The organism is Micromonospora echinospora (assembly GCF_014203425.1).
Taxonomy (GTDB): Bacteria; Actinomycetota; Actinomycetes; order Mycobacteriales; family Micromonosporaceae; genus Micromonospora; species Micromonospora echinospora_A.
Genome location: NZ_JACHJC010000001.1, coordinates 4848119 through 4871118, shown reverse-complemented (window position 1 = coordinate 4871118; position 23000 = coordinate 4848119). Strand labels below are relative to the sequence as shown.

19 protein-coding genes are annotated in these 23000 nt (G+C 73.5%); 16 read left to right on the top strand and 3 right to left on the bottom strand.

The features are described 5' to 3' along the window. Window positions 1–4: 4 nt before the first annotated feature. Window positions 5–1171 (top strand): cytochrome P450, encoded by a 1167-nt coding sequence (locus FHU28_RS22560; RefSeq protein WP_311773639.1) that lies wholly within the window; start codon window positions 5–7, stop codon window positions 1169–1171. A gap of 7 nt (window positions 1172–1178) precedes the next feature. Here the strand turns inward: FHU28_RS22560 and FHU28_RS22555 are convergent, their stop codons facing one another. Beyond that, complete coding sequence (locus tag FHU28_RS22555; protein WP_184686466.1) at window positions 1179–2042, bottom strand: TauD/TfdA dioxygenase family protein; 864 nt, start codon at window positions 2040–2042, stop codon at window positions 1179–1181. A 160-nt stretch (window positions 2043–2202) separates the two neighbouring features. On the opposite strand from FHU28_RS22555, the gene FHU28_RS22550 reads away from it, so the two are divergent. The 6 genes from FHU28_RS22550 to FHU28_RS22525 all read left to right on the top strand — a co-directional run bounded on the left by FHU28_RS22550 (window position 2203) and on the right by FHU28_RS22525 (window position 9512). Continuing rightward, entirely contained in the window at window positions 2203–3228 is a 1026-nt protein-coding gene (locus tag FHU28_RS22550) for a methyltransferase (RefSeq protein WP_184686465.1), read from the top strand. Window positions 3229–3471: 243 nt separating this feature from the next. Beyond that, the gene (locus FHU28_RS22545; RefSeq protein ID WP_184686464.1) at window positions 3472–4491 is read left to right on the top strand and encodes a polyprenyl synthetase family protein; all 1020 of its coding nucleotides are present in this window, start codon (window positions 3472–3474) and stop codon (window positions 4489–4491) included. Continuing rightward, window positions 4488–5525, top strand: a complete 1038-nt coding sequence (locus FHU28_RS22540) for a UbiA family prenyltransferase (protein ID WP_184686463.1) — start codon at window positions 4488–4490, stop codon at window positions 5523–5525. The genes FHU28_RS22545 and FHU28_RS22540 overlap by 4 nt, the downstream gene beginning before the upstream one ends. After that, entirely contained in the window at window positions 5522–7222 is a 1701-nt protein-coding gene (locus FHU28_RS22535) for a prenyltransferase/squalene oxidase repeat-containing protein (RefSeq protein ID WP_184686462.1), read from the top strand. The genes FHU28_RS22540 and FHU28_RS22535 overlap by 4 nt, the downstream gene beginning before the upstream one ends. Continuing rightward, window positions 7219–8490 (top strand): FAD-dependent oxidoreductase, encoded by a 1272-nt coding sequence (locus FHU28_RS22530; protein ID WP_184686461.1) that lies wholly within the window; start codon window positions 7219–7221, stop codon window positions 8488–8490. Before FHU28_RS22535 ends, FHU28_RS22530 begins: the two co-directional genes overlap by 4 nt. Continuing rightward, window positions 8487–9512 (top strand): histidinol-phosphate transaminase, encoded by a 1026-nt coding sequence (locus FHU28_RS22525; RefSeq protein WP_184686460.1) that lies wholly within the window; start codon window positions 8487–8489, stop codon window positions 9510–9512. The genes FHU28_RS22530 and FHU28_RS22525 overlap by 4 nt, the downstream gene beginning before the upstream one ends. A gap of 960 nt (window positions 9513–10472) precedes the next feature. Here the strand turns inward: FHU28_RS22525 and FHU28_RS22515 are convergent. Beyond that, on the bottom strand, window positions 10473–11411 hold the full coding sequence (locus FHU28_RS22515) for a 3-oxoacyl-[acyl-carrier-protein] synthase III C-terminal domain-containing protein (RefSeq protein ID WP_184686459.1): 939 nt from the start codon (window positions 11409–11411) through the stop codon (window positions 10473–10475). A 71-nt stretch (window positions 11412–11482) separates the two neighbouring features. Between FHU28_RS22515 and FHU28_RS22510 the strand changes: the two genes are divergently transcribed. From FHU28_RS22510 to katG, 8 genes are all read left to right on the top strand, one after another. Further along, complete coding sequence (locus FHU28_RS22510) at window positions 11483–12643, top strand: glycosyltransferase (RefSeq protein ID WP_184686458.1); 1161 nt, start codon at window positions 11483–11485, stop codon at window positions 12641–12643. Window positions 12644–12728: 85 nt separating this feature from the next. Next, complete coding sequence (locus FHU28_RS22505) at window positions 12729–13706, top strand: ATP-binding cassette domain-containing protein (RefSeq protein ID WP_184686457.1); 978 nt, start codon at window positions 12729–12731, stop codon at window positions 13704–13706. Between the two features lie 23 nt (window positions 13707–13729). After that, complete coding sequence (locus FHU28_RS22500) at window positions 13730–14494, top strand: ABC transporter permease (RefSeq protein WP_073828054.1); 765 nt, start codon at window positions 13730–13732, stop codon at window positions 14492–14494. Between the two features lie 121 nt (window positions 14495–14615). Then, window positions 14616–16268, top strand: a complete 1653-nt coding sequence (locus FHU28_RS22495) for a class I adenylate-forming enzyme family protein (RefSeq protein WP_376700823.1) — start codon at window positions 14616–14618, stop codon at window positions 16266–16268. 44 nt (window positions 16269–16312) lie between these two features. After that, window positions 16313–16789, top strand: coding sequence for a hypothetical protein (locus FHU28_RS22490; RefSeq protein WP_184686456.1), 477 nt, complete (start codon window positions 16313–16315; stop codon window positions 16787–16789). A gap of 342 nt (window positions 16790–17131) precedes the next feature. After that, a complete protein-coding gene (locus tag FHU28_RS22485; RefSeq protein WP_184686455.1) occupies window positions 17132–18130 on the top strand; it encodes a glycoside hydrolase family 11 protein in 999 nt (332 codons plus the stop codon). Between the two features lie 131 nt (window positions 18131–18261). Beyond that, a complete protein-coding gene (locus tag FHU28_RS22480; protein ID WP_116506581.1) occupies window positions 18262–18690 on the top strand; it encodes a Fur family transcriptional regulator in 429 nt (142 codons plus the stop codon). A gap of 23 nt (window positions 18691–18713) precedes the next feature. Continuing rightward, window positions 18714–20990, top strand: coding sequence for a catalase/peroxidase HPI (gene katG, locus FHU28_RS22475; protein ID WP_184686454.1), 2277 nt, complete (start codon window positions 18714–18716; stop codon window positions 20988–20990). A 59-nt stretch (window positions 20991–21049) separates the two neighbouring features. On the opposite strand, the gene FHU28_RS33120 is transcribed toward katG, so the two are convergent. Then, window positions 21050–22012, bottom strand: a complete 963-nt coding sequence (locus tag FHU28_RS33120) for an AraC family transcriptional regulator (protein WP_184686453.1) — start codon at window positions 22010–22012, stop codon at window positions 21050–21052. Between the two features lie 239 nt (window positions 22013–22251). On the opposite strand from FHU28_RS33120, the gene FHU28_RS32800 reads away from it, so the two are divergent. Beyond that, entirely contained in the window at window positions 22252–22881 is a 630-nt protein-coding gene (locus FHU28_RS32800; RefSeq protein WP_260413077.1) for a hypothetical protein, read from the top strand. The last annotated feature ends 119 nt before the right edge of the window (window positions 22882–23000 follow it).

The window sequence follows — 23000 nt, the reverse complement described above, 5'->3', positions numbered from 1 at the left end:
TGCCGTGAGCGTCAATTCCGGGTTGCGTTCCTATCCGTTCGAACCATTCACCGGCGATCTTCCCGCCGAGCTGCTGGAGATGGTCGTGGCCGAGCCGGTCAGCCGGGTTCGGCTGCCCGACGGGCGGGCCGCCTGGCTGGTGCTCGGCTACGAGCACTGCTGCACCGTCCTGGCCGACCCCCGCTTCTCCCGGCTTCCGCTCGGCGCCACCGTGACGCCGGACGGCGGCGGTCCCCGGGAGTTGAACATGGACGGTCCGCCGCACGCGGCGGTGCGCCGGGTGGCCGCGCGCGCGTTCACCGCCCGCCGCATCGAGACGTTCCGGCCCCGGGTGCAGCGGCTGGTGGACGAGCTGGTCGACGCGATGCTCGCCGGTCCGCGCCCGGCCGACGTGGTGGCCGGGCTGGTCGCGCCGCTGCCGGTGTTCGTGGTGTGCGACGTGCTCGGGGTGCCGGCCGCCGACCGTCCCCGCTTCTACGCCTGGATCGAGGGACTGAACTCGGTCACCGCGTACGGCTCGGCCGACGCCGCGGACGCGCAGGCCCAGCTGCGGGACTACCTGGCCGGTCAGCTCGCGCGCAAGCGGGCCGAGCCCGGCGACGACCTGCTCTCGGCCTGGGTCCGCGGCACGCACGAGCTGGCCGACGCCGAGCTGGTCGAGCTGGCCATGGGCGTGCTGCTCGGCGGGCTGGAGATCAACTCGACGAGCGCGGGCCTGCTCGCGCTGTTCCAGCACCCGGAGCAGCTGGCCAAGCTGCGCGCGGCGCCGGAGAAGCTCTCCCGCGCCACCGACGAGATCCTGCGCTACACCTCGGTGAGCGCCATGTTCCGGGTACAGGTGGTCCGGGAGGACCTGGTCCTCGGCGGCGTCGCAATGCGCGCCGGGGACTGCGTGATGGCGGTCCCGTGGGCCGGCAACCGCGACCCCCGGTTCTTCCCGGAGCCGAACGTCTTCGACATCGACCGCCGGCCCGACGTCCCGCACCTGACCTTCGGCTTCGGGCCGCACTTCTGCCTCGGCACGGCGCTGGGCCGGATGCAGGTGGAGCTGTCGCTGGGCGCGCTGCTGGCCCGGATGCCGGCGCTGTCGCCGGCGGTGCCGCCGGCGGAGATCCCGTGGCGGCACGACCGGATGAACGGCGGCATCGCCTCGTTCCCGGTGACCTGGTGAACGGCGGTCAGTAGCTCTCCACCGCGTTGACCCGGTCCGGCCAGTAACGCTGGCCGGGCGCGGGCACGTAGTGCTCCCAGCGCGGTGGGTTCCCGGTCGGGTGGTCGCCGAGCACGGTGATCCGCTGCCCGCGCCGCAGTCCTTCGTAGTCGTTCACCGCGTAGTGCTGAGTCACCCGGTTGTCCCAGACCGCGACGTCCCCGGCCCGCCAGCGGTAGCGGCAGGTGAACTGGGGACTCTCGGAGAAGGCGAACAGGTGCTCCAGCAGCGCGTCGCTCTCGTTGCGGGTCAGCTGCGGGATGTGCGAGGTGAACAGCCGGTTGACATACAGCGAGCGGCGCCCGGTCTCCGGGTGCACCCGGACCACCGGGTGCTCGGCGCGGCTGGTGAACTCGGTGCCGATCCGGATGACGTGGATGGCGGTCAGCCCGTCGAGCAGGTCCCGCATCGGCGCGGAGAGCGCCTCGTAGACCCGGTACTGGTTGGTCCACATGGTGTCGCCGCCGACCTCGGGCAGCTGGACCAGATGCAGGATCGAGGCGATCGGCGGGCTCTGGTGGAACGTCATGTCGGTGTGCCAGACGTCGACCTTGCCGCCGTCGGCGGAGTCGATCACGACGATCTCCGGGTGCCCGTCCAGCCGGGGCAGGTAGGGGTGCAGCTCGACCTCGCCGAAGCGGCGGCCGAACGCCACGTGCGCCTGCGGCGTCAGCCCGGTCTGGCCGGCGAGGAAGACCACCTGGTGCTTGAGCAGCAGGTCGTGGATCAGCGCGAAGCCCTCGTCGGTGAGCGTGTTGAGGTCGATGCCGTGGATCTCGGCGCCCAGCGCGCCGGAGACGAGCCGGACCTCGGCCGCGATGGATGTGGTCATCGATGATCCCTCCGGTCTGCGCGCCACGGCTGGTCCGCGAATTGTTCCACGTCCGTGAATGTCCTCACCAGCCGTCGTCGTTGACTCACCCCGCGTGCGCCTGGAACCATTCGGGGCCGGCGGGCGGCGAGGCCGCCCCGCGACGTGGGAGGAGGCGCGGGTGGCGATCGATGCCCCGATCGAGGGTGACGCGGCCGAGCGGCTCGACCGGCTCACCGACCTGGCCACCCCGTTCGCGGTTCGCACGGTGGTGACGCTGCGCGTGCCGGATCTGATCGCCGACGGCGTCACCGGTCTGCCCGAGCTGGCCGACGCGTGCAGCGCCGACGCCGCCGCGCTGGGCCGCCTGCTGCGCTACCTCGCGCACCGGGGCGTGTTCGTCGAGGTGTCGCCGGACGTCTTCGGACTGACCGACGTCGGCGAGCTGCTCTGCGACCGCGAGGGCGGCGGCCTCGGCGCCTACCTGGACCTCGGTGGCCTCGGCGCGCGGATGGACCTGGCCTGGGCCGGTCTGCCGCACGCGATCCGCACCGGCGGGCCCGGCTACCGCGAGGTGCACGGGCGGGACTTCTGGGCCGACCTGGACGCCCACCCGGACCACCGGGCCTACTTCGACGCGCTGATGCTCAGCCAGCAGCGGTTCACCGCGCCCGAGGTCGCGGCGCTCTATCCCTGGCACGAGGCGCGCCACGTGGTGGACGTGGCCGGGGGCGCGGGCGGGCTGCTGCGGGAGGTGCTGGGCGCCCATCCGCACCTGCGGGGCACGCTCGTCGACCGGGCCGAGCCGGTGGCCACCGCCGCCGCCACGTTCGCCGAGTGCGGCCTGGCCGACCGGGCCGAGGCCGTGACCGGCGACTTCTTCGCCCCGCTGCCGCCCGGCGCCGACGTGTACGTGGTCTCGCGCGCGCTCACCGACTGGAGCGACGCCCACGCCACGGCGATCCTGCGGCGCTGCGCGGAGGCGGCCGGAGCGGCCGGACGGGTGCTCGTCATCGAGGTGCTGCCGACAGTGCCGCACGTGCCGTACCTGTCCCCGTACGACCTGCGGATGCTGGTGCTCGTCGGTGGCCGCGAGCGCGGGGTGCCCGAGTACGCCGAGCTGGCCGCCGCCGCGGGCCTGTCGCCCCGGCGCACCTACCACGGCGCCGACGGGCTCACGCTCATGGAGTTTGCCGCCGGCGCCTGAGGCGCGTCGCACCTGTCCGGTGCCGTCCCGTGCGCCCGATCATTGACGTATATGCATCGACATGGCGGCCCTGGGTGGAACGGCGGATTTCTCTGGTCATCGGTCAATGTGCTGAGAAATGCGGTCACGACATTTGCGACCACCCATATCCCCGCGCATTTATCAATGGTTGTCCGCGGACCGGGTGGCCGGTAACGTCTCGCGTGGCGACTAGCCGATCCCTCGCGAAAGGGTCGACGCGTCATGACGGTTGCTGGCTCCACGCGATATCCGCCCTTCATCGACGATCTCGCCCGCAGCGAATCGGGGCGGCTGCTGCGCGCCGAACTCGGACGGCGGTGGCCCGAGACACCCGACCAGCTCGACGCGATAGTGCGCTACGCGCTGCTGCCGGCGGGCAAGATGCTGCGCCCGATGATGACGCTGCACGCGGCCGAGGCGGTGGGCGGATCGCCCCGCGACGTCCTCGCCGCGGCGCTCGCCACCGAGTACCTGCACGTCGCGACGCTCGTGCACGACGACATCATCGACGCCGACACGCTGCGCCGCGGCCGCCCGGCGGTCCCGGTGAAGTACGGCATCCCCGGTGCCATCGTGGCCGGCGACCACCTGATCTTCCACGCTTTCCGGGCCGTGGTGGAGGGCGGCCGGGGCGTGCCCCCGGGCCCGGTCGTCGCGGCCGTGGCCGCGCTGGCCGAGGCGGGACAGGACCTCTGCCGGGGGCAGGCGCTGGAGGCGCGGCTCGTCGGAGACCTGGACGCGGGCGCCCGCTGGTATCCGGAGATGATCCGGCTCAAGACCGGCGCGCTGTTCCGCGCGGTGTGCGAGATCGGCGCGCTGCTCGGCGGCGCGGACCAGCCGGTGGCCTCGGCGCTGGCCCGGTACGGCGAGCACCTCGGCATGGCCTTCCAGATCCGCGACGACCTGCTGTCCTATCTGGCCACCCCGGAACAGACCGGCAAGCCCGCGACGAGCGACCTCAACAACGGCCGCCCGACCCTGCCGCTGCTGCTGGCGTACGACGCGGTCACCGACGCGACCCGGGTGGAGCTGCTGGCGGTGCTGCACCGGCGCGGCGCCGGTCCCGGCGACGTCGAGTGGATCGCCGCGCTGCTCCGCGACGTCGGCGCGGTCGACGGCGCCCGCCTGCGGATGGTGGGGCACGCCGAGCTGGCCCGCGCCGAGCTGGCCGTGCTCACCCCGTCCGCGGGAACGGACGTGCTCACCGGCATCGCGGCCTGGATGACGAGCGGGACGGCGTGAGCACAGCCGCCGCCGTGCGGGCACTGCGGGCCCACGTCGAGACCTGGCGGCCCTACACCCTCTGGTACGTCGGGCTCGTCGGCCTGGCCGGCGCCGCCGTGGCCGGTGGCCCGCACCATCCGTGGGTGCTGCTGTCGGCGTGGGCCGCGCCGACCGCCGGCTGGCTCGGCGGCCACTACCTCGGCGACTACTTCGACAGGCACCTGGACGCCGGCAGCAAACCGCACCGGCCCATCCCCTCCAGCCGCCTGGGCGCGGGCACCGCGCTGTGGTGCGGCTGCGCCTGGTTCGCGCTGCTCGGCGTCCTGGCCGTGCTGGGCGGGTGGGGCACCACACTGGCCGCGCTGCTGGCCGGCTGCGGCATCGTCGCGTACAGCAGGTGGTTCAAGGCCCGCGGCATCGCCGGCAACCTGGTCCGCGGCGCGCTCGGCGCGGTCGCGCTCGTCTACGGCGCGCTCGCCGCCGGCCTCGCGCCGGACCGCGCCTCGGCGGCGCCGGTGCTGCTCGCGCTCGCCGTCGCGTTCTGGTCGCACGACGCGATGTCCAACCTGGTGGGCGCGCTGCGCGACATCGACGGCGACCGCGCCGGCGGCTACCGGACACTGCCGGTGGGGCGGGGCGTGCCGTTCGCGGTGCGGACCGTGCTGGCGCTCTACGCCGTCGCGATCGCCGCCGCCGTCGCCGCCGGACTGCTCGCCGGCCGGGGCGCGCGGACCGCGTACCTGGTCACCGTGCTCGTGGTCCTGCTGACCGGCGTCGTCGCGCTGGCCCCGCTGGTGCGGCGGCGCGGCGGAATGCCGGTCGTGGTGGCGCTGCGCGCGCACTCGGTCCTGGTGGTCGAGCGGGTCGCGCTGGCCTCCGCGGCGGTCGGGCTGGGCCTCGGCTTCGCGGTGCAGCTCGCGCTCGCGCTGCCGATGGTCGTGCTGACCTGGGTCGCGCAGCGCGCCATGCGCGCCCGGCACGAACTCGGCCCGCCGGTCGCGGGCCTGACCCTCGCCACCCACAGTCGAGTACCGGTGGAGGACGCGCGATGACCACTGTGACCGCCGAGGCCGTCGGGAAGGCCGTCACCGCCGGCGCCGAGGCGCTCTTCCGCCGGCGTCGCCCCGACGGCGCCTTCGGCGACGACCCGCCCGCCTCGGTGCTGGGCACCGCGGGCGCGGTGGCCGCGCTGCACGCCGCCGACCCGGCCGGCAGCGCGGACCTGGTCGGCGCCGGAACCGCGTGGCTACGCCGGCAGCAGCACGACGACGGCGGCTGGGGCGGCGTGGTGGGCGCCGGAACCGCTGTCGTGCCCACCGCCGTCGCGATCGCGGCGCTGGCCCTGACCGCGCCGTCCGACAGCGCCGAGGCGATCGCGGCGGGCCGGGCCCGGCTGGCCGCGCTGGGCGGCGTCGACACCGTCACCGACCCGGCCATCTCCCTGCTCTGCCGCCAGCTGCTCACCATGGCCGGGATGACCGCCGAGGCCGGCCCGCTGCGCCGGCTGCCACTGGAGATCGTCCTGTTCGACCGGGTACGCCGGCAGCGCCTGTCGTTCCGTACCGCGCCGTTCATCGGGCTCGCCCTGATGCAGGCGGACCTGCTGCCGACCGGCCGCCTGCGCCGGGCCACGCTGCGCCGGGCCCGGCCGACGGCGCTGCGGCTGCTGCGGTCCATCCACGACCACGAGGGCCGCACCGGCGCGCTCAGCGAGGACCCGTGGCCGGCCGCGCTGGTGCTGCTCGGCCTGGCCCGCAGCGGTGAGGCGCCGGACATCGCCCGCGCCGTCGTCGGCTGGCTGCGCCGGGCGGTACGCCCCGACGGCGCCTGGGACGCGGTCACCAACCTGGACCTGACCCGGACCGGGTACGCGGCGACCGGGCTGAACGCGGCCGGGTACGCCGACGACCCCCGGCTGCGCGCCACCCGGGAGTTCCTCCACGCCGGCCGCAAACCGGAGGCGTTCGAGGTGCTGGACGTGCCGCCGGGCGGGTGGAGCTACTCGAACGCGCGCGGCTGGCCGGTGACGCTGGAGTCCGCCGAGATCCTCTCCGCGCTGGCCGGCTTCCCCGGCGCCGACGGCGACCCGGTCCTGCGTGACGGACTGGCGTGGCTCGTCGGCCGCCAGGACAGCCGCGGCTCGTGGAGCCTGTGGGTACGCGACACCCGGCTCGCCAACGACGGCCCCTGCCCGGCCATTACCAGCCAGGCGATCCTCGCGCTGCACGACGCCGGCCACCCGGGCGACCACCCCGCGATCACCCGGGCGGCGGCCTGGCTGCTGACCCGGGCCGCGCCCGACGGCACGTTCGAGAACCTCTGGTACCGCGACCACACCTCCGGCACCGCTGTCGTGGTCGGCGCGCTGTCCCGGGTCGGGCACGCCCGGCACGAGGTGGTGCGCCGGGCGGCCCGGTGGCTGCGCGACACCCAGCTGCCCGACGGCTCGTGGGGGCCGGGCGACGGCACGGCGGGCTCGGTCGAGGAGACGTCCTGGGCGGTCCAGGGCCTGCTCTCCACCGGCGACCCGGACGCCACCGGCGCGGTGGACCGGGGCGTGGCCTGGCTGGTCGCCGCCGCCGGGCCGGACGGGACCTGGCCGGCGGCCCGGGTGTGCAACTACATCCGCCACCACATGCGCTACCCGAACGCCGTGATCACCCAGGCGCTGGCGCTGCGAGCACTCGGCGAGTACCGCCGGGTCGCCGCCGCGCGGCCGGACGTCGCGCCGGGCGCGGTGACCCGATGACCCCCGACGTGGTGGTGGCCGGCGCGGGCGCGGGGGGCCTGGCCTGCGCCCGGGCGCTCGTCGCGCTCGGCCTGCGGGTGCTGGTGCTGGACCGGCAGCGCACCCCCGCGTCGATCGCCAAGGGCGAGATCCTGCAGCCCGAAACGGTACGCATCCTCGACTCCTGGGGTCTGCTGGACGCCCTGCGGGCCACCGGCGCGCGCCCGGTCGGGCGGCTGGCCATCCGCGACCCGGCCGGCGAGCCGTTGCTCTGCCTGGACTACGCCGGGCTGCCCGGGGCGTACCGGCAGATCCTCTGCGCCGACTACGGCGACCTGCGCCGCGTGCTCACCGACCGGCTGCCCCCCGGAGCGCGCATCCGGTGGGGAGCGCGTGTCACAGACGTCCTGCGCGACGGCGACGGACGGGTCGGCGGCGTCCGGGTCGTCGCGGACGGCGCCGAGCAGGAGATCCGCGCGCCGCTGGTGGTCGCCGCCGACGGCATGTCGTCGCCACTGCGCCGCTGCGCCGGGATCGGGGTGCGGCGCCAGGAGTACCCGCACGGCCTGGTCGCCTTCGACGTGGCCGGCGCCGAGGTGGCCGAGGAGGTGTCCGCCTACCGCACCGGCCGGGGACTCTGCCTGGTCTACCCGCTGCCGGGCGGGCGGTGCCGCCTGTACGCGCAGGTGGCGCCGGACGAGTTCCGGGGACGCGTCGACCTGGGCGCGTGGTGCGACCGGCTGCTCGCCGACGTGCCGGCGATCCGCCCGCTGGGCGCGGCCCTGCGCGCGAGCCTGGACCGGCGCCAGCTGCTCGCGGTCTATCGGCTGCGCAGCGCGCGCCTGGCCGTGCCGGGGCTCGCGCTCGCCGGCGAGGCGGCCCACGCGGTGCACCCGATGGCGGCGCAGGGCGTCAACAGCTCCCTCGGCGACGCCGAGACGCTCGCCGCCTGCCTGGCGGCCGAGGGCGGCACGCCGGACCCGGCGGCGGTGGACCGGGCGCTGCTCGCCTTCGAGGCGGCGCGGCGGCCCCGGCTGGACCACGTCGCGACAGTCAGCCACAACGCCTCCCGCATGATCACCGCGCTGTCCGGGCTGCCGAAGCTGCTCGGCGCCCGGATGATGCGCCGCACCGCCGCCAACCCCCGCCTGCTCGGGCTCACCGCCGGAAACCTCTCCGGCACCGACGTCCGGCCGCTGTCCGCGGTCGACCGGCTGTACCAGCTCGGGCTCCTGGCCGACCGGCACGCGCACACCCCGCCGGTCCCCTCGGAAAGTGAGCGACAATGACGCCTGGCACCGCCGTCGGGACGCACCCGCCGGCCGACCTGTCCATGAACGAGACCCCCTACCCGCCACTGCCGGGCGTCCGGCGGGTGGTCACCGACGCCGCCGCGGCGCTGCAGCGCTACCCGGACCGCACGTCGGCGGCGCTCGTGGCCGCGCTGTCGCAACGCCTCGGCGTGGGGCCGGAGGCGATCCTCGTCGGCCCCGGCTCGGCCGGGCTGTGCCAGCACCTCGTGCAGTCCCTCGGGCCCCGGCCGGACGTCGTCCACCCGGCCCTGTCGTTCGAGGGCTACCCGCTGATCATCGGCAACGCCGGGGCCCGCGCCGTGCCGGTGCCGATGGACGGGTACGCCCACGACCTGCCCGCGATGGCGGACGCGGTGACCGAGCGGACCCGCTGCGTGCTGCTGTGCAACCCGAACAACCCGACCGGGGCGGCGCTGCGCCGCGACGACGTCGAGGCGTTCCTGGACCGCATCCCGGCCGACGTACCGGTCATCGTGGACGAGGCGTACCGCGAGTTCGTCACCGACCCGCGCTCGCCGGACGGGATGGACCTGTACCGGGCGTACGACAACGTCTGCGTGCTGCGCACGTTTTCCAAGGCGTACGGGCTGGCCGCGCTGCGCGTCGGGTACGCCGTGGTGCCGCCCCGGCTCACCCGGGCCGCCGCGCTCACCGGGGCGGTGTTCTTCCCCTCCGCGCTCGCCCAGGCGGCGGCGGTGGCGAGCCTGACGCCGGAGGTGGGCGCCGAGCTGACCCGGCGGTGCACCGAGCTGGTGGCGGAGCGTACCCGCCTGATCGGCGCGCTGCGCGGCCTCGGGCTCACCGTGGCGCCCAGCGAGGCCAACTTCGTGTGGCTACCGCTGGGGGAGCGGGCCGTGCCGTTCGCCGACCGGGCCCGGGAGGCCGGCATCCTGGTCATGGCGCTGCCCGGCGCCGGGGTCCGGATCACTGTCGGTTCTCCGGAGGCGAACGAGCGGCTGCGCGCGTTCGTCCGCGCGGCGCTCGCCGACGGGCTCTGACCGGCCTGCCGGCTCCAGCGCGACCACGCTCAGGTAGCCCAGTCCGGGCTCGTAGTCGGCGGCCAGGACGGTCCGGGGCCGCGCCGCGTCCCCGGCGAGCCGGTCCAGCAGCGCCCACCAGACACCGGTGGACGGCTGCCTCCCCGGACCGGTCGTCACCGCGTGGCCGCCGGGCCCGGGCCACGCCGCCGCGAGGTCCGCGCCGAGCACGACCGCGACATCACCGCGTCCGGCCGTCAGCCCGGCCACCTCGGCCGCCGCGAGCGCTGCGACGTCGTCCACGCGGACGTCCGCGTGCTGGCGCAGCGCCGTGACCCGCGCGCCGCTGCCGAGCCCGATCCGCTCCGGACCGCCGGCCCCGCCGTCGCTGTTGCTCCTGCTGTCGTCATGGCCGCCGGTCGCGCCGTCGTCGGCGTGGCGGGCGGGGTCGGCGGTCGCCACGCCGTAGAGCATGGCCACGGCCCGGTGGCGGGCCGGTACGGCCACCGCCGCGTCGTACGGCAGGACGGCCTGCTCGACGGTGACCAGCAGGGCGCGTCGGCACCCGTACCCGCGGGCGATCCGCAGCCCGGTGAACGCCGCCGCCGAACCCTGGTCGCAGAGCGCGAACGACATCGGGGTGCCCGGGCAGACGTGGCTGAGATACGCCGCGGTGGCCCGGCCGGGCAGCATGTCGTGCACGGCGAACGCCAGCACGAGCAGGTCCACCGGCTCGTCCGGCGGTACGACAGCGGGGATCAGTTCGGCGGCCATCTCCCCGTACGACTGGCCGAGCGCCGCCGAGGGCGCGTCGAACAGGCCGTCGGGCACCCGCAGCCCGTACGGCCGGGTCAGGTCCGTCAGGTAGCCGGCGGCGCGCTCGCGCAGCACGGGGTCGCCGAGCAGCGCGGCCGGGCCGGTGAACGTGCGTCGCGCGGCCCGCAGCAGGCGGAGTCCGGTCTCCATGGTGGCCTCCGCCGCTCAGTGCTCGAAGACCATGGCGGCGAACGTCGCGCCGTCCCCGGCGCCCACCGCCGCGACCAGATAGCGGTCACCGGGCCGGAGCAGGTCGCGCTGCCGGGCGGTGCGGTAGTTGACGAACGCGTCGGCGCAGAACACGTGGCCGGTCTCGGTGACGTTGTCCAGCAGCACCCGGTCCAGCGGCAGCCCGATCAGCCGGCAGAGCCGTTTCCAGGTCATCAGGTTCACGTTGTGCGGCAGCACCAGCCGCAGCTCGGACAGCGCCGTGCCGGCCCGGTCCAGCGCCCGGCCGATCACCTCGGCCAGGGCCGGCCGGTACGCCCGCTGGAACCGCGCCGGGGACTCGCCGCCTGCTACGTCGAACTCGCCCCGCTGGTGGCAGGCGTACGCGAGCAGCCGGTCCCGGCCGCCACCGGCGCTGAGCAGGCAGGCCGAGGCGCCCTCGCTGAACACCGACGTCTCCGGGATGAACTGGGCGTCGCGGGTGAACGCCTTCTCCCCGGTCAGCACGAGCGCCAGCGGCGGGCCGTCCGGCGTGTCCGGTTCGGACGCGAGCAGCCGCCCGGACACGTCGATCGCGGCCAGCGCGCTCGCGCAGGACTGCTGGGTGAGCGTGAACGCGAGCGCGTGGCCCAGCCCGAGCGTGCGGCACACCTCGTACAGCGGGTTGACCGGGTAGGGGGTGACCACCGGGAAGGCCCGCCCGTACACCACGAACCGCACCCGCCGCCGCAGCGTGTGCAGCGCGGTGAGGCCGTCCGCGGCGCGCAGCAGCAGGTCGGTGAGGGACAGCTCGGGGTCGCGGCGGACCTCGGTCAGGCCGTGGAAGCGGCGGAACAGGCGGACCTGCATGTCGGTCAGGCCCAGCGGCGCGGCCAGGCTCTCGACCGGCACCCGGCGCTGCGGCAGGAACACCGAGACGGCGTCGATAGCCGTCATGCGCGTACCGTCACGACACGGATCAGATCAGTGACGCCGATGGATGTCAACGCGCGTGCGATCATATCGACGTGGCTCGCTTCCTCTTCGTCGTCCTGCCGGTGGAGTCCCATCTGAACGCCCCGGTCGCCATCGCCCAGGAGCTGGAGGCGGCCGGGCACGAGGTGGCCTGGGTCGGGCCGCGCAGCGACCTGCGCCCGCTGGTCGGCCCGGACGCCACGCTGTTCCCGACCGGCAAGCGCTACTACCGCTCCGACGGCGCGTCCGGGATGGCAGCGGTGCGCAGCCTCTGGGAGGGGCACGTGCTGCCCGCGAACCGGTTCATCCGCGACGCCGCCGACGCCGCCGTCGAGCGGTACCGGCCGGACGTGGTGGTGGCCGACCAGTACGCGCTGGCCGGCGCGCTCGCCGCGCACCGCCGCGGGCTGCCGTGGGCGACGTTCTGCGTCGGCGTGCTGGAGCTGACGCCGCCGACGGAGGACCTGCCCGAGTTCACCGACTGGGTGGGCGCCCAGGTCCGCCGGGTGTGGGCGATGACCGACCTGCCGGTGGACGAGACGATCGACCTGCGCTTCTCGCCGTACCTCGTGATCGGCCTGACCACGACGGCGCTCACCGGCCCGGCGCCGCTGCCGCCCGGCTGCGTGCTCACCGGCCCGGCGCTGGGGCGGCGGCGCAACGCGCCCGCGTTCGCCTGGCAGGACTGGGATCGCGGCCGCCGGCACGTGCTCGTCACCGTCGGCACGATGGCCGAGCACCTCGCCGCCGACTTCTACCGGCGGGTGGCGGCGGCGACCGCGCCGCTGGCCGACCGGGTCCAGGTGATCCTCGTCGCCGGCGCCGGCCTGGTGCCCGACCCGCCGCCGCACGTGCTCGTCGCGCCCCGGGTGCCGGTGCTGGAGCTGATGCCCCGGCTGGACGCCGTCGTGTCGCACGGCGGGCTGGGCACGGTGTCCGAGGCGCTCGCCCACGGCGTGCCGGTGGTGGTCGCGCCGATCCGGCACGACCACCCGGCGGTGGCGCGGCAGGTGCGCCGGGCCGGCGCCGGACTGGAGGTCTCCTTTCACTCGGCGACCCCGGCGGAGCTGACCGCCGCGCTGAGCGCGGTGCTCGACGATCCGGCGTACCGGGCGGGAGCGCGCCGGGTGGGGGAGTCGTTCGCGGCGGCCGGGGGCGCCCGCGCGGCGGCGGCGCGTCTGGCCGCGTTGGCACGGACGGCTCCCGACACCTGACGCATCGACCGTTGTCCAACCGTCGGGGCCGAACTAGCCTGACCTGACGCACCCGCGCCGGCGTCGCGCCGCACGAGGAGGCTCGATGATCGAGGCCACCGGCCTACGCAAGTCGTTCCGGGTCGGACGCGGCCGTGGCGCCACCACAGTCGAGGCGGTACGCGGCGTCGACTTCGCGGTGCGGCGCGGCGAGATCGTCGGTTTTCTCGGCCCGAACGGCGCGGGCAAGTCCACCACGCTGCGGATGCTCGCCACGCTCATCCGGCCCAGCGGCGGAGTGGCCACCATCGCCGGGGTCGACCTGCTGCGCGCGCCCGCGCAGGTGCGGCGGCGGATCGGCTTCGTGGCGCAGGCCAGCGGCACCTACGACGACTCCACCGCCCGGCGGGACCTGGTGCTCCAGGCCCGGATGCACGGGCTGTCGAAATCGGTGGCGCAGGAGCTGGCCGTCGCGGCGATCCGCGCGTTCCATCTCGACGACTTCGCCGACCGCAAGATCAAGACGTACTCGGGTGGGCAGCGCCGCCGCCTCGACGTCGCGCTCGGCGTCATCCACTCGCCGCAGGTGATGTTCCTGGACGAGCCGACAGCGGGGCTCGACCCGCCCAGCCGGGTGCGGATGTGGCAGGAGGTGCGGCGGCTGCGCGAGGAGGGCATGACCATCTTCCTCACCACGCACTACCTGGACGAGGCCGACAGCCTCTGCGACCGGGTCTCGATCATCGACGCCGGGCGGATCGTGGCCGAGGGCACCCCGTCGGCGCTCAAGCGCGAGATCTCCGGCGACGTGGTCGCCGTCGACTTCGCCTCCGCCGACGTCGCGGACGAAACCGGCGGCGATCTGCCGGCCGCGACGAAGCTGCTGGCCGAGGCGCCGTACGTGCACGCGGCCGAGCCGGTCGACGGCACGCTGCGGCTCTACGTCGACAGCGCCGCCACGGCCATCCCGCAGGTCATGCGGGCGCTCTACGACCGGGGCATCGAGCCCGGCGCGATCGAGGCCCGCCGGCCCAGCCTCGACGACGTGTTCCTGGCCAAGACCGGCCGGTCGCTCGCGGAGTGACCGGACGCCGAGAGGAGTACGGCGTGAAACTCGTCCGCGACACCTGGCTGATCTTCCAGCAGGAGGCCGGCCTGATGGTGCGCAACCCGGTGATGGTGGCGTTCAGCCTGGCCCAGCCGATCACCTACCTGATCCTCTTCGCGCCGTTCCTCAAGGTGGTGATGGTCGACCGGGGCGCCTCGACCTACGCCGACGCGTACCGCATCTACGTGCCCGGCCTGTTCGTGGCGATGGGCCTGTTCGGCGGCCTGTTCGCCGGTTACGGGCTGCTCAGCGCGCTGCGCGCGGGCATCATCGACAGGTGCCGGGTGACGCCGGTGAGCCGCACCGGCCTGCTGCTGGGCCGCGCGCTGATGCACGTGTGCCTCAACGTGGTGCAGGCCATGGTGGTCACGCTCGTGGCGCTGCCGTTCGGCCTGCGGGTGCACCTGGCGAACCTGCTGGTGTCGTACGCGCTGCTGTCGGTCATGGTGCTGCTGAGCACCTCGATCTCGTACGACATCGCGTTGCTGGTCCGCAACGAGAACAGCCTCGGCGTGCTGGTGAACACTGTCGGGCAGCCGGTGTCGCTGCTCGCCGGCGTGCTCATCCCGCTCGTGCTGGCGCCGATGTGGATCCAGCGGGTCGCGGTGTGGAACCCGTTCGCCTGGGCCACCGACGGCATGCGGGCGCTGTTCGCCGGCCAGATCACCCAGGCCGTGGTCTGGCAGGGCGCGCTCATCATGTCCGGGCTGGCCGCGGCGAGCCTGTTCTGGTCGTCGCACCTGTTCAACCGCGACGTGTCCTGACCGAGCGTACATCGAGCATTGTCTCAGCGTGGCGGGCGCTCTAGCCTGATCGTGTCCCCGCTCGGCGGCCGGTACGCCGGCGGCGCGGCCGTGACGTGTGTCAGCTGAGGAGGCGACTCGTTTGGGTGCCGACAACTTCCGCGCGACGCTGGCGGCCGACATGGAGCTGGGCGCGGGCAACGTGCTGCTCCGGCTGGCCGAGCACGGCGCCGACATGGACATGCCCCGGGTGACGTTCGACGTCGACGTCGACGGCATCCCCGCCTGGACGCCGCTGTCGCTCGCCACCCTGACCGAGCGGGTCGCGGCGCGGGCGGCGTGGTTCCGGGCGCGCGGCGTCCGCCGGGCCGACCCGGTCGCGGTGTACGTGACCTCCGCGCCCGACGTGTTCCTCAACTTCCTGGCGCTGACCTGGCTCGGTGCGATCCCGGCGCTGATGAACGGCAACATGCCGATCGAGCTGGCGGCCGAGTTCGTGCGGCGGCTGCGCGGCGCCGGGGTGGTGATCGACGCCGACCATGCCGCCCTGGCCGAGCACGACCTCGGCGCGCCGATCCTCGGCGACGCGGCGGGCACCGGCGCCGGCGACCCGGCGCAGGCCCCGCCGCACCACCGGCATCATCCGCAGGACCCGGTGGTCATCACCCACTCCTCGGGCACCACCCGGGTGCCGGCGGCGATCGTCCATTCGCACCACGGCCTGTTCGCCGCGATCCGCGCGGTCCGGCTCACCGAGTCCCGGCCGTACGGCGAGGTACGGGAGATGTCCGCGCTGCCGGCCGCGCACGCCGCCGGCATCATCACCCTCAACCAGGCGCTCTGCAACGGCTACCAGTTGCTCTGCCTGTCCGCGCAGGGCGGCCCGTTCGCGCGCAGCGCCGAGACGATCCTGGACGCGATCGAACGGTGGCGCCCCACCGGCGTCTTCGGCTTCGCGGTGACCTGGTCCGAGCTGGCCCGGGTCGACCTCACCACCCGCGACCTCAGCTCGGTGCGCAACTGGTTCAACACCGGTGACTGCGCGCACGAGTCGCACGTACGCCGGCTGGTCGCGGTCGGCAGCCATCCCGCGTACACCCGCGACGGCATGGTCGACGTCCCCGGCTCGAAGTTCGTCGACATGCTCGGCTCCACCGAGATGGGGCACGGCGCGTTCCGGATCACCCACCGGCTGGGCAGCGACCGCTACGACCGCTGCGTCGGCAAGCCGTACCCGTTCGCCGAGATCGCGCTGCTCGACGTGGACACCGGCGAGGAGGTCGCGCCGGGGCAGGTGGGGCACGTCGGCCTGAAGTCGCCGACGCTGGCGCTCGGGTACTGGAACGACTCGGTCACCACGTACCGCACCCGGCTGGGCGGCTACTACCTCACCGGTGACCTGATGTACCGCGACGCCGACGGGAACTACCACCACGTCGACCGGGCCAGCGACGCGGTCGACCTGGGCGGCGGGACCTGGCTGTACACCGCGCTGTCCGAGGAGCGCGTCCTGCGGCACTGCCCGGACGTCCGTGACTGCACTGTGGTCGCGGCGGCGGGGGAGGACGGCACGACTGTGACCGACGTGCTGCTCCTGCTCGCCGAGGACGCGGATCCGGCGCGCGACCGTACCGACCGGGTCCGGGCCGCGCTCGGCCCGGCGGTGGCCGCGACGCTGCGCCGGGTGGTGACCGTCCCCGACGACGACGTGGTGATGGGGCCCACCGGCAAGGTCCGCAAGTTCCTGATGCGACAGCGCCTGCTCGTCGGCGCCGCGGCGCCCGGCGCGGGCTGACCGGGGGAGATCGACACCTGGCGCGACCGTGCCAGAATCTGGCCGTGTCCTACCTCCCCTCGCAGCCGTATCCGCCGATGCACGGTGTCGTCCCGCTGATCGCCTACCCGCACCCGATCGCCCCGCCGCCGGGCTGCGGAGTACTAGTGGTTTCGGTGAACCGGGGGCCGTACATGATTCCCGCGCCGGTCACCAGCCGCTTCAAGATCGACCGCCAGCTGGTCGCCATCCCGGGCGAGGGTACGTGGCACGTCGCCGTCCCGGCCGGCGCGCACGACGTCCGCTACACCGACTTCATGGGCGTCCCGCTGATGACAACGTCGCTCATGGTCCAGCCGGGGGCCGCCCACCACCTGGTGTTCCGCTTCGGCGGGTGGCGCAACCGGGTCCACGATGGGTACGGCGCCGACGTGACGCGGTTCGGCCTGTGGTCGAACTACACGGTCGCCCTCGTCACGCTCGTCGTCGGCGGGGCGATCTGCTGCGGCGTGTTCGGGTTGCTGCTGGGCTCGACCGGATAGCGGTGCCGGCGCGGGCCGGCCTTGATCCGGAAAGCCACCGAAACTTCCGGCCGCCATCACCCAATCAGCTCGCTCGTGAGGCCCTCGACGTGGCCGCGCCAGGCTTGCGCGGTAGCGCTAAGTCCGATTTGTGGTACTTCGGGTTTCCACAACATTTCCGGAACTTGTTGACACGGTGAATCGATCCTCCAATACTGTGGCCATCGGCGTATCTCGATTGACGTCGATGTCCGTCCACCGCCTGGCGCGGCATCGCCCGTCCCGCCGTCCATCAGGGACGAGCGCTCACAGCTCGCGCCACCCGGCTGGCCGCGCCAGCCGTCAGAGGGAGGAAACCCGTCCATGAACGACGCCCCCGTCCGCACGGGCATCCGCAGGCGCGGACGCCTCCGGATGCTCTTCGGCGGCGCCTGTGCCGTGGCGCTGATCGCCGCCGGGACGACGGCGGTCACGTCCGGCCCGGCCTACGCCGACACCACCGTCACGTCGAACTCGACCGGCACCAACAACGGCTACTTCTATTCCTTCTGGAAAGACAGTGGCAACGTCTCCATGACCATGGGCAACGGTGGTCAGTACAGCACCCAGTGGAGCAACGTCAACAACTTCGTCGCCGGCAAGGGCTGGAACCCGGGCAGCCGCCGCACGGTCAGCTACTCCGGTAGCTTCAACCCGTCCGGCAACGCCTACCTCACGCTCTACGGGTGGACGCGTAACCCGCTCGTCGAGTACTACATCGTCGACAGCTGGGGCAGCTGGCGCCCGCCGGGCAGCGGCTACATGGGCTCGGTGTCCTCCGACGGCGGCACGTACGACGTCTACCGCACCCAGCGGGTCAACGCCCCCTCGATCGAGGGCACGCGGACGTTCTACCAGTACTGGAGCGTCCGTCAGCAGAAGCGCGTGGGTGGCACCATCACCTCCGGCAACCACTTCGACGCCTGGTCCCGCTACGGCATGAACCTCGGTTCGCACGACTACCAGATCCTGGCCACCGAGGGCTACCAGAGCAGCGGCAACTCCAACATCACGATCGGCGGGACCAGCGGCAACCCGACCACCCCGCCGCCGAACAACGGTGGCTGCACGGTCAGCGTCAGCCGGGCCGAGGAGTGGGGCGACCGGTTCAACGTGACCTTCTCGGTCAGCGGCTCCAGCAACTGGGTCGTCAACATCCAGACCCAGGGCGGCCAGAGCCTGCAGAACAGCTGGAACGCGTCGGTCAGCGGCACCAGCGGCACGCTCACCGCACGTCCCAACGGCAACGGCAACAACTTCGGCATCACGCTCTACAAGAACGGCAACAGCAACACGCCCACCGCGAGTTGCTCAGCCGCCTGAACCCTCTTCCGGGGAGGGGGTGCCGCGCCTGGCGCGGCACCCCCGTTTTCGTGTGCGGACGGCCGCGGTGGCGGCCGACACACCTGGGCAAAAACTTGATTCATTCCAAAAGACCGGGCTAAGGTCGTCGCATGACGGCCGACTTCGAGACGCAGCTCCGGGCGGTCTCGTTGCGGGTGACCCGGCCCCGGCTGGCGGTGCTCGCGGCGTTGCGCGACCACCCGCACGTCGACACCGACACCGTGATCGCGCTGGTCCGCGCAGAGCAGCCCACCGTGTCCCACCAGGCGGTCTACGATGTGCTGCGGGCACTCACCGACGCCGGCCTGATCCGGCGCATCCAGCCGGCCGGCGCCACGGCCCGCTACGAGTCTCGGGTGGGGGACAACCACCACCACGTCGTGTGCCGTTCCTGTGGCGCCATCGCCGACGTCGAGTGTGCCGTCGGCAGCGCCCCCTGTCTCACCGCCTCCGACGACCACGGTTTCGTGGTGGACGAGGCGGAGGTCGTCTACTGGGGCACCTGCCCCGGCTGTGCGGCCGACCGCACCGCCCAGTGATCCGCCAGTTCGGAAGGAAACAGATGAGCGACACCCAGGACAACCGGCCCGTCAGCCCGCAGGGCGTGGACGCCAAGGAGGCGGCCGGCTGCCCGGTCGCGCACGACTCCGTGACCGCGCACGGCAGCGAGAGCGAGAACCCGGCGATCGACTCGCCCACCCCGAAGACCGGCGGTCGTCCGCGTTCCAACCGCGACTGGTGGCCCAACCAGCTCGACCTGTCGGTGCTGCACACCCACTCGCACAAGGGCAACCCGCTCGGGCCGGACTTCAGCTACGCCAAGGAGTTCGCCAAGCTCGACGTCGAGGCGCTCAAGCGGGACATCGCCGAGGTCCTCACCACCTCGCAGGACTGGTGGCCGGCCGACTTCGGCCACTACGGCGGCCTGATGATCCGGATGAGCTGGCACGCCGCGGGCACCTACCGCATCGAGGACGGCCGCGGTGGCGCCGGCGACGGCGGCCAGCGGTTCGCCCCGCTGAACAGCTGGCCGGACAACGCCAACCTGGACAAGGCCCGCCGGCTGCTCTGGCCGGTCAAGCAGAAGTACGGCCAGAAGATCTCCTGGGCCGACCTGCTGGTGCTCGCCGGCAACGTCTCGCTGGAGTCGATGGGCTTCAAGACCTTCGGCTTCGGCTTCGGCCGTGAGGACGTCTGGGAGCCGGAGGAGATCTTCTGGGGCCCCGAGGACGCCTGGCTCGGCGACGAGCGGTACGCCTCCGAGAAGGACATGGTGGCCGGCGTCGGCGCGACCGAGATGGGTCTGATCTACGTCAACCCGGAGGGCCCGCGCGGCAACGCCGACCCGCTCGCGGCGGCGCACTTCATCCGCGAGACGTTCCGCCGGATGGCGATGAACGACGAGGAGACCGTCGCGCTGATCGCCGGCGGCCACACGTTCGGCAAGACCCACGGTGCGGGCCCCGCCGACCAGCACGTCGGCCCCGAGCCGGAGGCCGCGCCGCTGGAGGCGCAGGGCCTGGGCTGGCTCAGCACGTACGGCAAGGGCAAGGGCGGGGACACGATCACCAGCGGTCTCGAGGTGACGTGGACCGACAAGCCGACGCAGTGGTCCAACCGGTTCTTCGAGATCCTCTTCGGCTACGAGTGGGAGCTGACCACCAGCCCGGGTGGCGCCAAGCAGTGGGTCGCCAAGGACGCCGAGGCGATCATCCCGGACGCCCACGACCCGTCGAAGAAGCACAAGCCGACGATGCTGACGACCGACCTGTCGCTGCGCGTCGACCCGGCGTACGAGAAGATCTCCCGCCGCTTCCTGGAGAACCCGGACGAGTTCGCGCTGGCGTTCGCAAAGGCCTGGTACAAGCTGCTGCACCGTGACATGGGCCCGGTCAGCCGCTTCCTCGGCCCGTGGGTGCCGGAGGCCCAGCTGTGGCAGGACCCGGTGCCGGCCGTCGCGCACGAGCTGGTGAGCGACGCCGACGTCGCCGCGCTCAAGGCGAAGGTGCTGGAGTCGGGCCTCACCACCGCCCAGCTGGTCTCCACCGCCTGGGCCTCGGCCGCGAGCTACCGCTCCACCGACAAGCGCGGTGGCGCCAACGGCGCGCGGATCCGGCTGGAGCCGCAGCGCAACTGGGAGGTCAACCAGCCGGAGCAGCTCGCCACCGTGCTGGCCACCCTGGAGGGCATCCAGCAGGAGTTCAACGCCGCGGGCGGCGCCCAGATCTCGCTGGCGGACCTGATCGTGCTGGCCGGCTCGGCCGCTGTCGAGCAGGCGGCGCGGGACGCCGGCGTCGAGCTGACCGTGCCGTTCCACCCGGGGCGTACCGACGCCACCCAGGAGCAGACCGACGTCGAGTCGTTCCGGGTGATGGAGCCGCGCGCCGACGGGTTCCGCAACTACCTGCGGCCGGGCGAGAAGACCCAGCCGGAGGTGCTGCTCGTCGACCGGGCGTACATGCTGAACCTGACCGCGCCGGAGATGACCGTGCTGGTCGGCGGCCTGCGCGCGCTCGGCAACAACGTCGGCGGCGCGTCGCACGGCGTGCTCACCGACCGGCCCGGCGTGCTCACCAACGACTTCTTCGCCAACCTGCTCTCCCCGGGCACCCGGTGGAAGGCGTCGGAGTCCGAGGAGCACGTGTACGAGATCCGGGACCTGGCGACCGACCAGGTGAAGTGGACCGCGACCGCGGTCGACCTGATCTTCGGCTCCAACTCGCAGCTGCGGGCGCTCGCCGAGGTCTACGCCAGCGACGACGCGCGGGAGAAGTTCGTCCGCGACTTCGCCGCCGCCTGGACGAAGGTCATGGAGCTGGACCGCTTCGACCTGGCCTGATCCGCCGGACACCAGCGAGCCCCGGCCCGTCGCGCCGCGACGGGCCGGGGCTCGTCCGGTCAGCCGTGCAGCGTACGGCTCGGTGGGATGCCGAACACGGACCGGTAGTGAGCGGTGAACCTGCTGTGGCTCAGGAAACCCCAGCGGGTGGCGATCCGGCTGACGGTCTCGCGCCGCGGATCGCCCATGCACAGCTCCTGGTGTGCCCGCTCCAGCCGGATGCGCCGCAGGTAGGCCGCCGGCGTGCTGTCCAGATGCCGCCGGAAGGCCAACTGCAGGGATCGCACGGACACGGCGGCGGCGACGGCCACGTCCGCCGGGCTGATGTCCCGGTGGGCGTTCTCCTCCATGAAGGCGATGGCCCGGCGAAGCGCCGGCGCTCCGGCGTCCCGCCGGTCCTGGCGCGTCGGGTCGGTCAGTGCGGTGTTGGGAAAGACGGCCAGCGCGGCCGTCGCGAGGGTGCGCGCCGCCGCGCCGAGAACCAGCGGCTGGCGGCTCGCCTCGGGGTTGCCCAGCACGGCATGGCGGACGTAGCGGGCGGTGGACCGCCAGTGTTCGGCCAGGACCGGGGAGGCCGACTGGAGGTCGGTGAACCGGATCGGCGCGGGCCGGCGTCCGGGTGCGGGGGAGACGACCTGGTGGAGCAGGCCGGCGTCCAGCTGGACCAGGAGCACCTCGCCCCGGCGCCACCGGATCCGGTACGGACGGCCCGGATGCGCGTTCAGGAACACGTCTCCGGGGCGGAAGGGACGCAGTTCGCCGTCACTGACACGGCTCACCATGCTGCTCGTGCTCTGGCAGACGACAACGGAATCGAGTTGCTCGACGTCGATGCGCAGATCGCCGGACTGCGCGACCCGGTCCATCCGGAACGAGCCGGCGTTGATTCGGTGGTGGCTGAGGCGGTATCCGCCGCCGCGGATGCGCATGCCTTGCGTGCCGTACGCCTCGGTGAGGTAATGGTGAACAACGTCCGGCCGTCGGCTGCTGAAGTGGTGGCTGACGATGGGGTGACACCTCACGTCGCCCTCCTGCCGCATTCGCCCGGAAATGGAAGCCGTCGTAACGAGCGCGAAACATTCTCGCTTCTCCCAATGCTATTACCTGATGGGATTCCTGCATATGGTGAATCCCATCAATGGTTTTTGCGCTAAGCGATCAGTGGCGTGTCTTCTGTGCGCTCACGGGTCTAGCTCCGCATTGGACAGTGCGGAAAAGTCGACGCCGTTGTGGCTCGCTGCGAGGGGTCGAGGGGGCACAGGTGGACATGGCGTACGCGCGGGACGTGGCCCGGAAAGCGGCCGCGGAGTCGCTCCGGCAGCTGCTGGATGATCATCGTGTGGTGGGCCGGCTCCGGGGGCACGAGCCGGCGCTGGGCGCCGCGGTGCGGGAGACACTGCAGGAGGCCCTGGCGCATCCGTCCAGCGCCGAAGGCCACGCGCTGCGCGAGTTCTGCCAGCGACGCGAATGGACCCTGGCCGAGTTCGACGCGGTGGGGCATCATCTGCTCACCGCCGTGCTGGCCCAGCGGGTGGGGGTGGAGGCGCTGGGCCAGGTCGGTGCGGCGCTGACCCGGGCCCGCCAGCGCCTCGCGGGGCCGGTGCCGGAAGCCGGGCGCCCGGACCGGCGAAGCCGCAACAGCGCGGCCCGCCGCTACGCCCCGCCCGCGCACCTGCCGCTGCCGCCGAGCTGGCAGTGCAGCGGCTGCGCCGCCGCCTGGCCGTGTCCCACCAAGCAGAGCCAGTTGCTCGTCGAGTTCGGCGGTACGACCGCGGGGCTCGCCGTCTATCTCGGCGCCTGTCTCGTCGCCGCCACCAAGGACATGCCGGCCATGCCGCTCGCACAGGCCAGGGCGCGCTTTCTGGGGTGGCTGCCGCGCCGGCGTTACTGACCCGGCCGGCCTCACCCAGGCCCGCCTTCGGCGGGCGATCCGGCGAGGGTGGATGCGGTCGGGCCGCAAACGTTGGAAAACCTGCTCGGAACTTGCGACCGTCCCGCGAAACGGCCGGT

Bases quoted from the DNA above. Each gene is read 5' to 3' on its own strand.
- FHU28_RS22535 (WP_184686462.1), top strand. From the start codon at position 5,522: ATGACCACTGTGACCGCCGAGGCCGTCGGGAAGGCCGTCACCGCCGGC.
- FHU28_RS22555 (WP_184686466.1), bottom strand. From the start codon at position 2,042: ATGACCACATCCATCGCGGCCGAGGTCCGGCTCGTCTCCGGCGCGCTG.
- FHU28_RS22480 (WP_116506581.1), top strand. From the start codon at position 18,262: ATGACGGCCGACTTCGAGACGCAGCTCCGGGCGGTCTCGTTGCGGGTG.
- FHU28_RS22505 (WP_184686457.1), top strand. From the start codon at position 12,729: ATGATCGAGGCCACCGGCCTACGCAAGTCGTTCCGGGTCGGACGCGGC.
- FHU28_RS22525 (WP_184686460.1), top strand. From the start codon at position 8,487: ATGACGCCTGGCACCGCCGTCGGGACGCACCCGCCGGCCGACCTGTCC.
- FHU28_RS22515 (WP_184686459.1), bottom strand. From the start codon at position 11,411: ATGACGGCTATCGACGCCGTCTCGGTGTTCCTGCCGCAGCGCCGGGTG.
- FHU28_RS22485 (WP_184686455.1), top strand. From the start codon at position 17,132: ATGAACGACGCCCCCGTCCGCACGGGCATCCGCAGGCGCGGACGCCTC.
- katG (WP_184686454.1), top strand. From the start codon at position 18,714: ATGAGCGACACCCAGGACAACCGGCCCGTCAGCCCGCAGGGCGTGGAC.
- FHU28_RS22530 (WP_184686461.1), top strand. From the start codon at position 7,219: ATGACCCCCGACGTGGTGGTGGCCGGCGCGGGCGCGGGGGGCCTGGCC.
- FHU28_RS22545 (WP_184686464.1), top strand. From the start codon at position 3,472: ATGACGGTTGCTGGCTCCACGCGATATCCGCCCTTCATCGACGATCTC.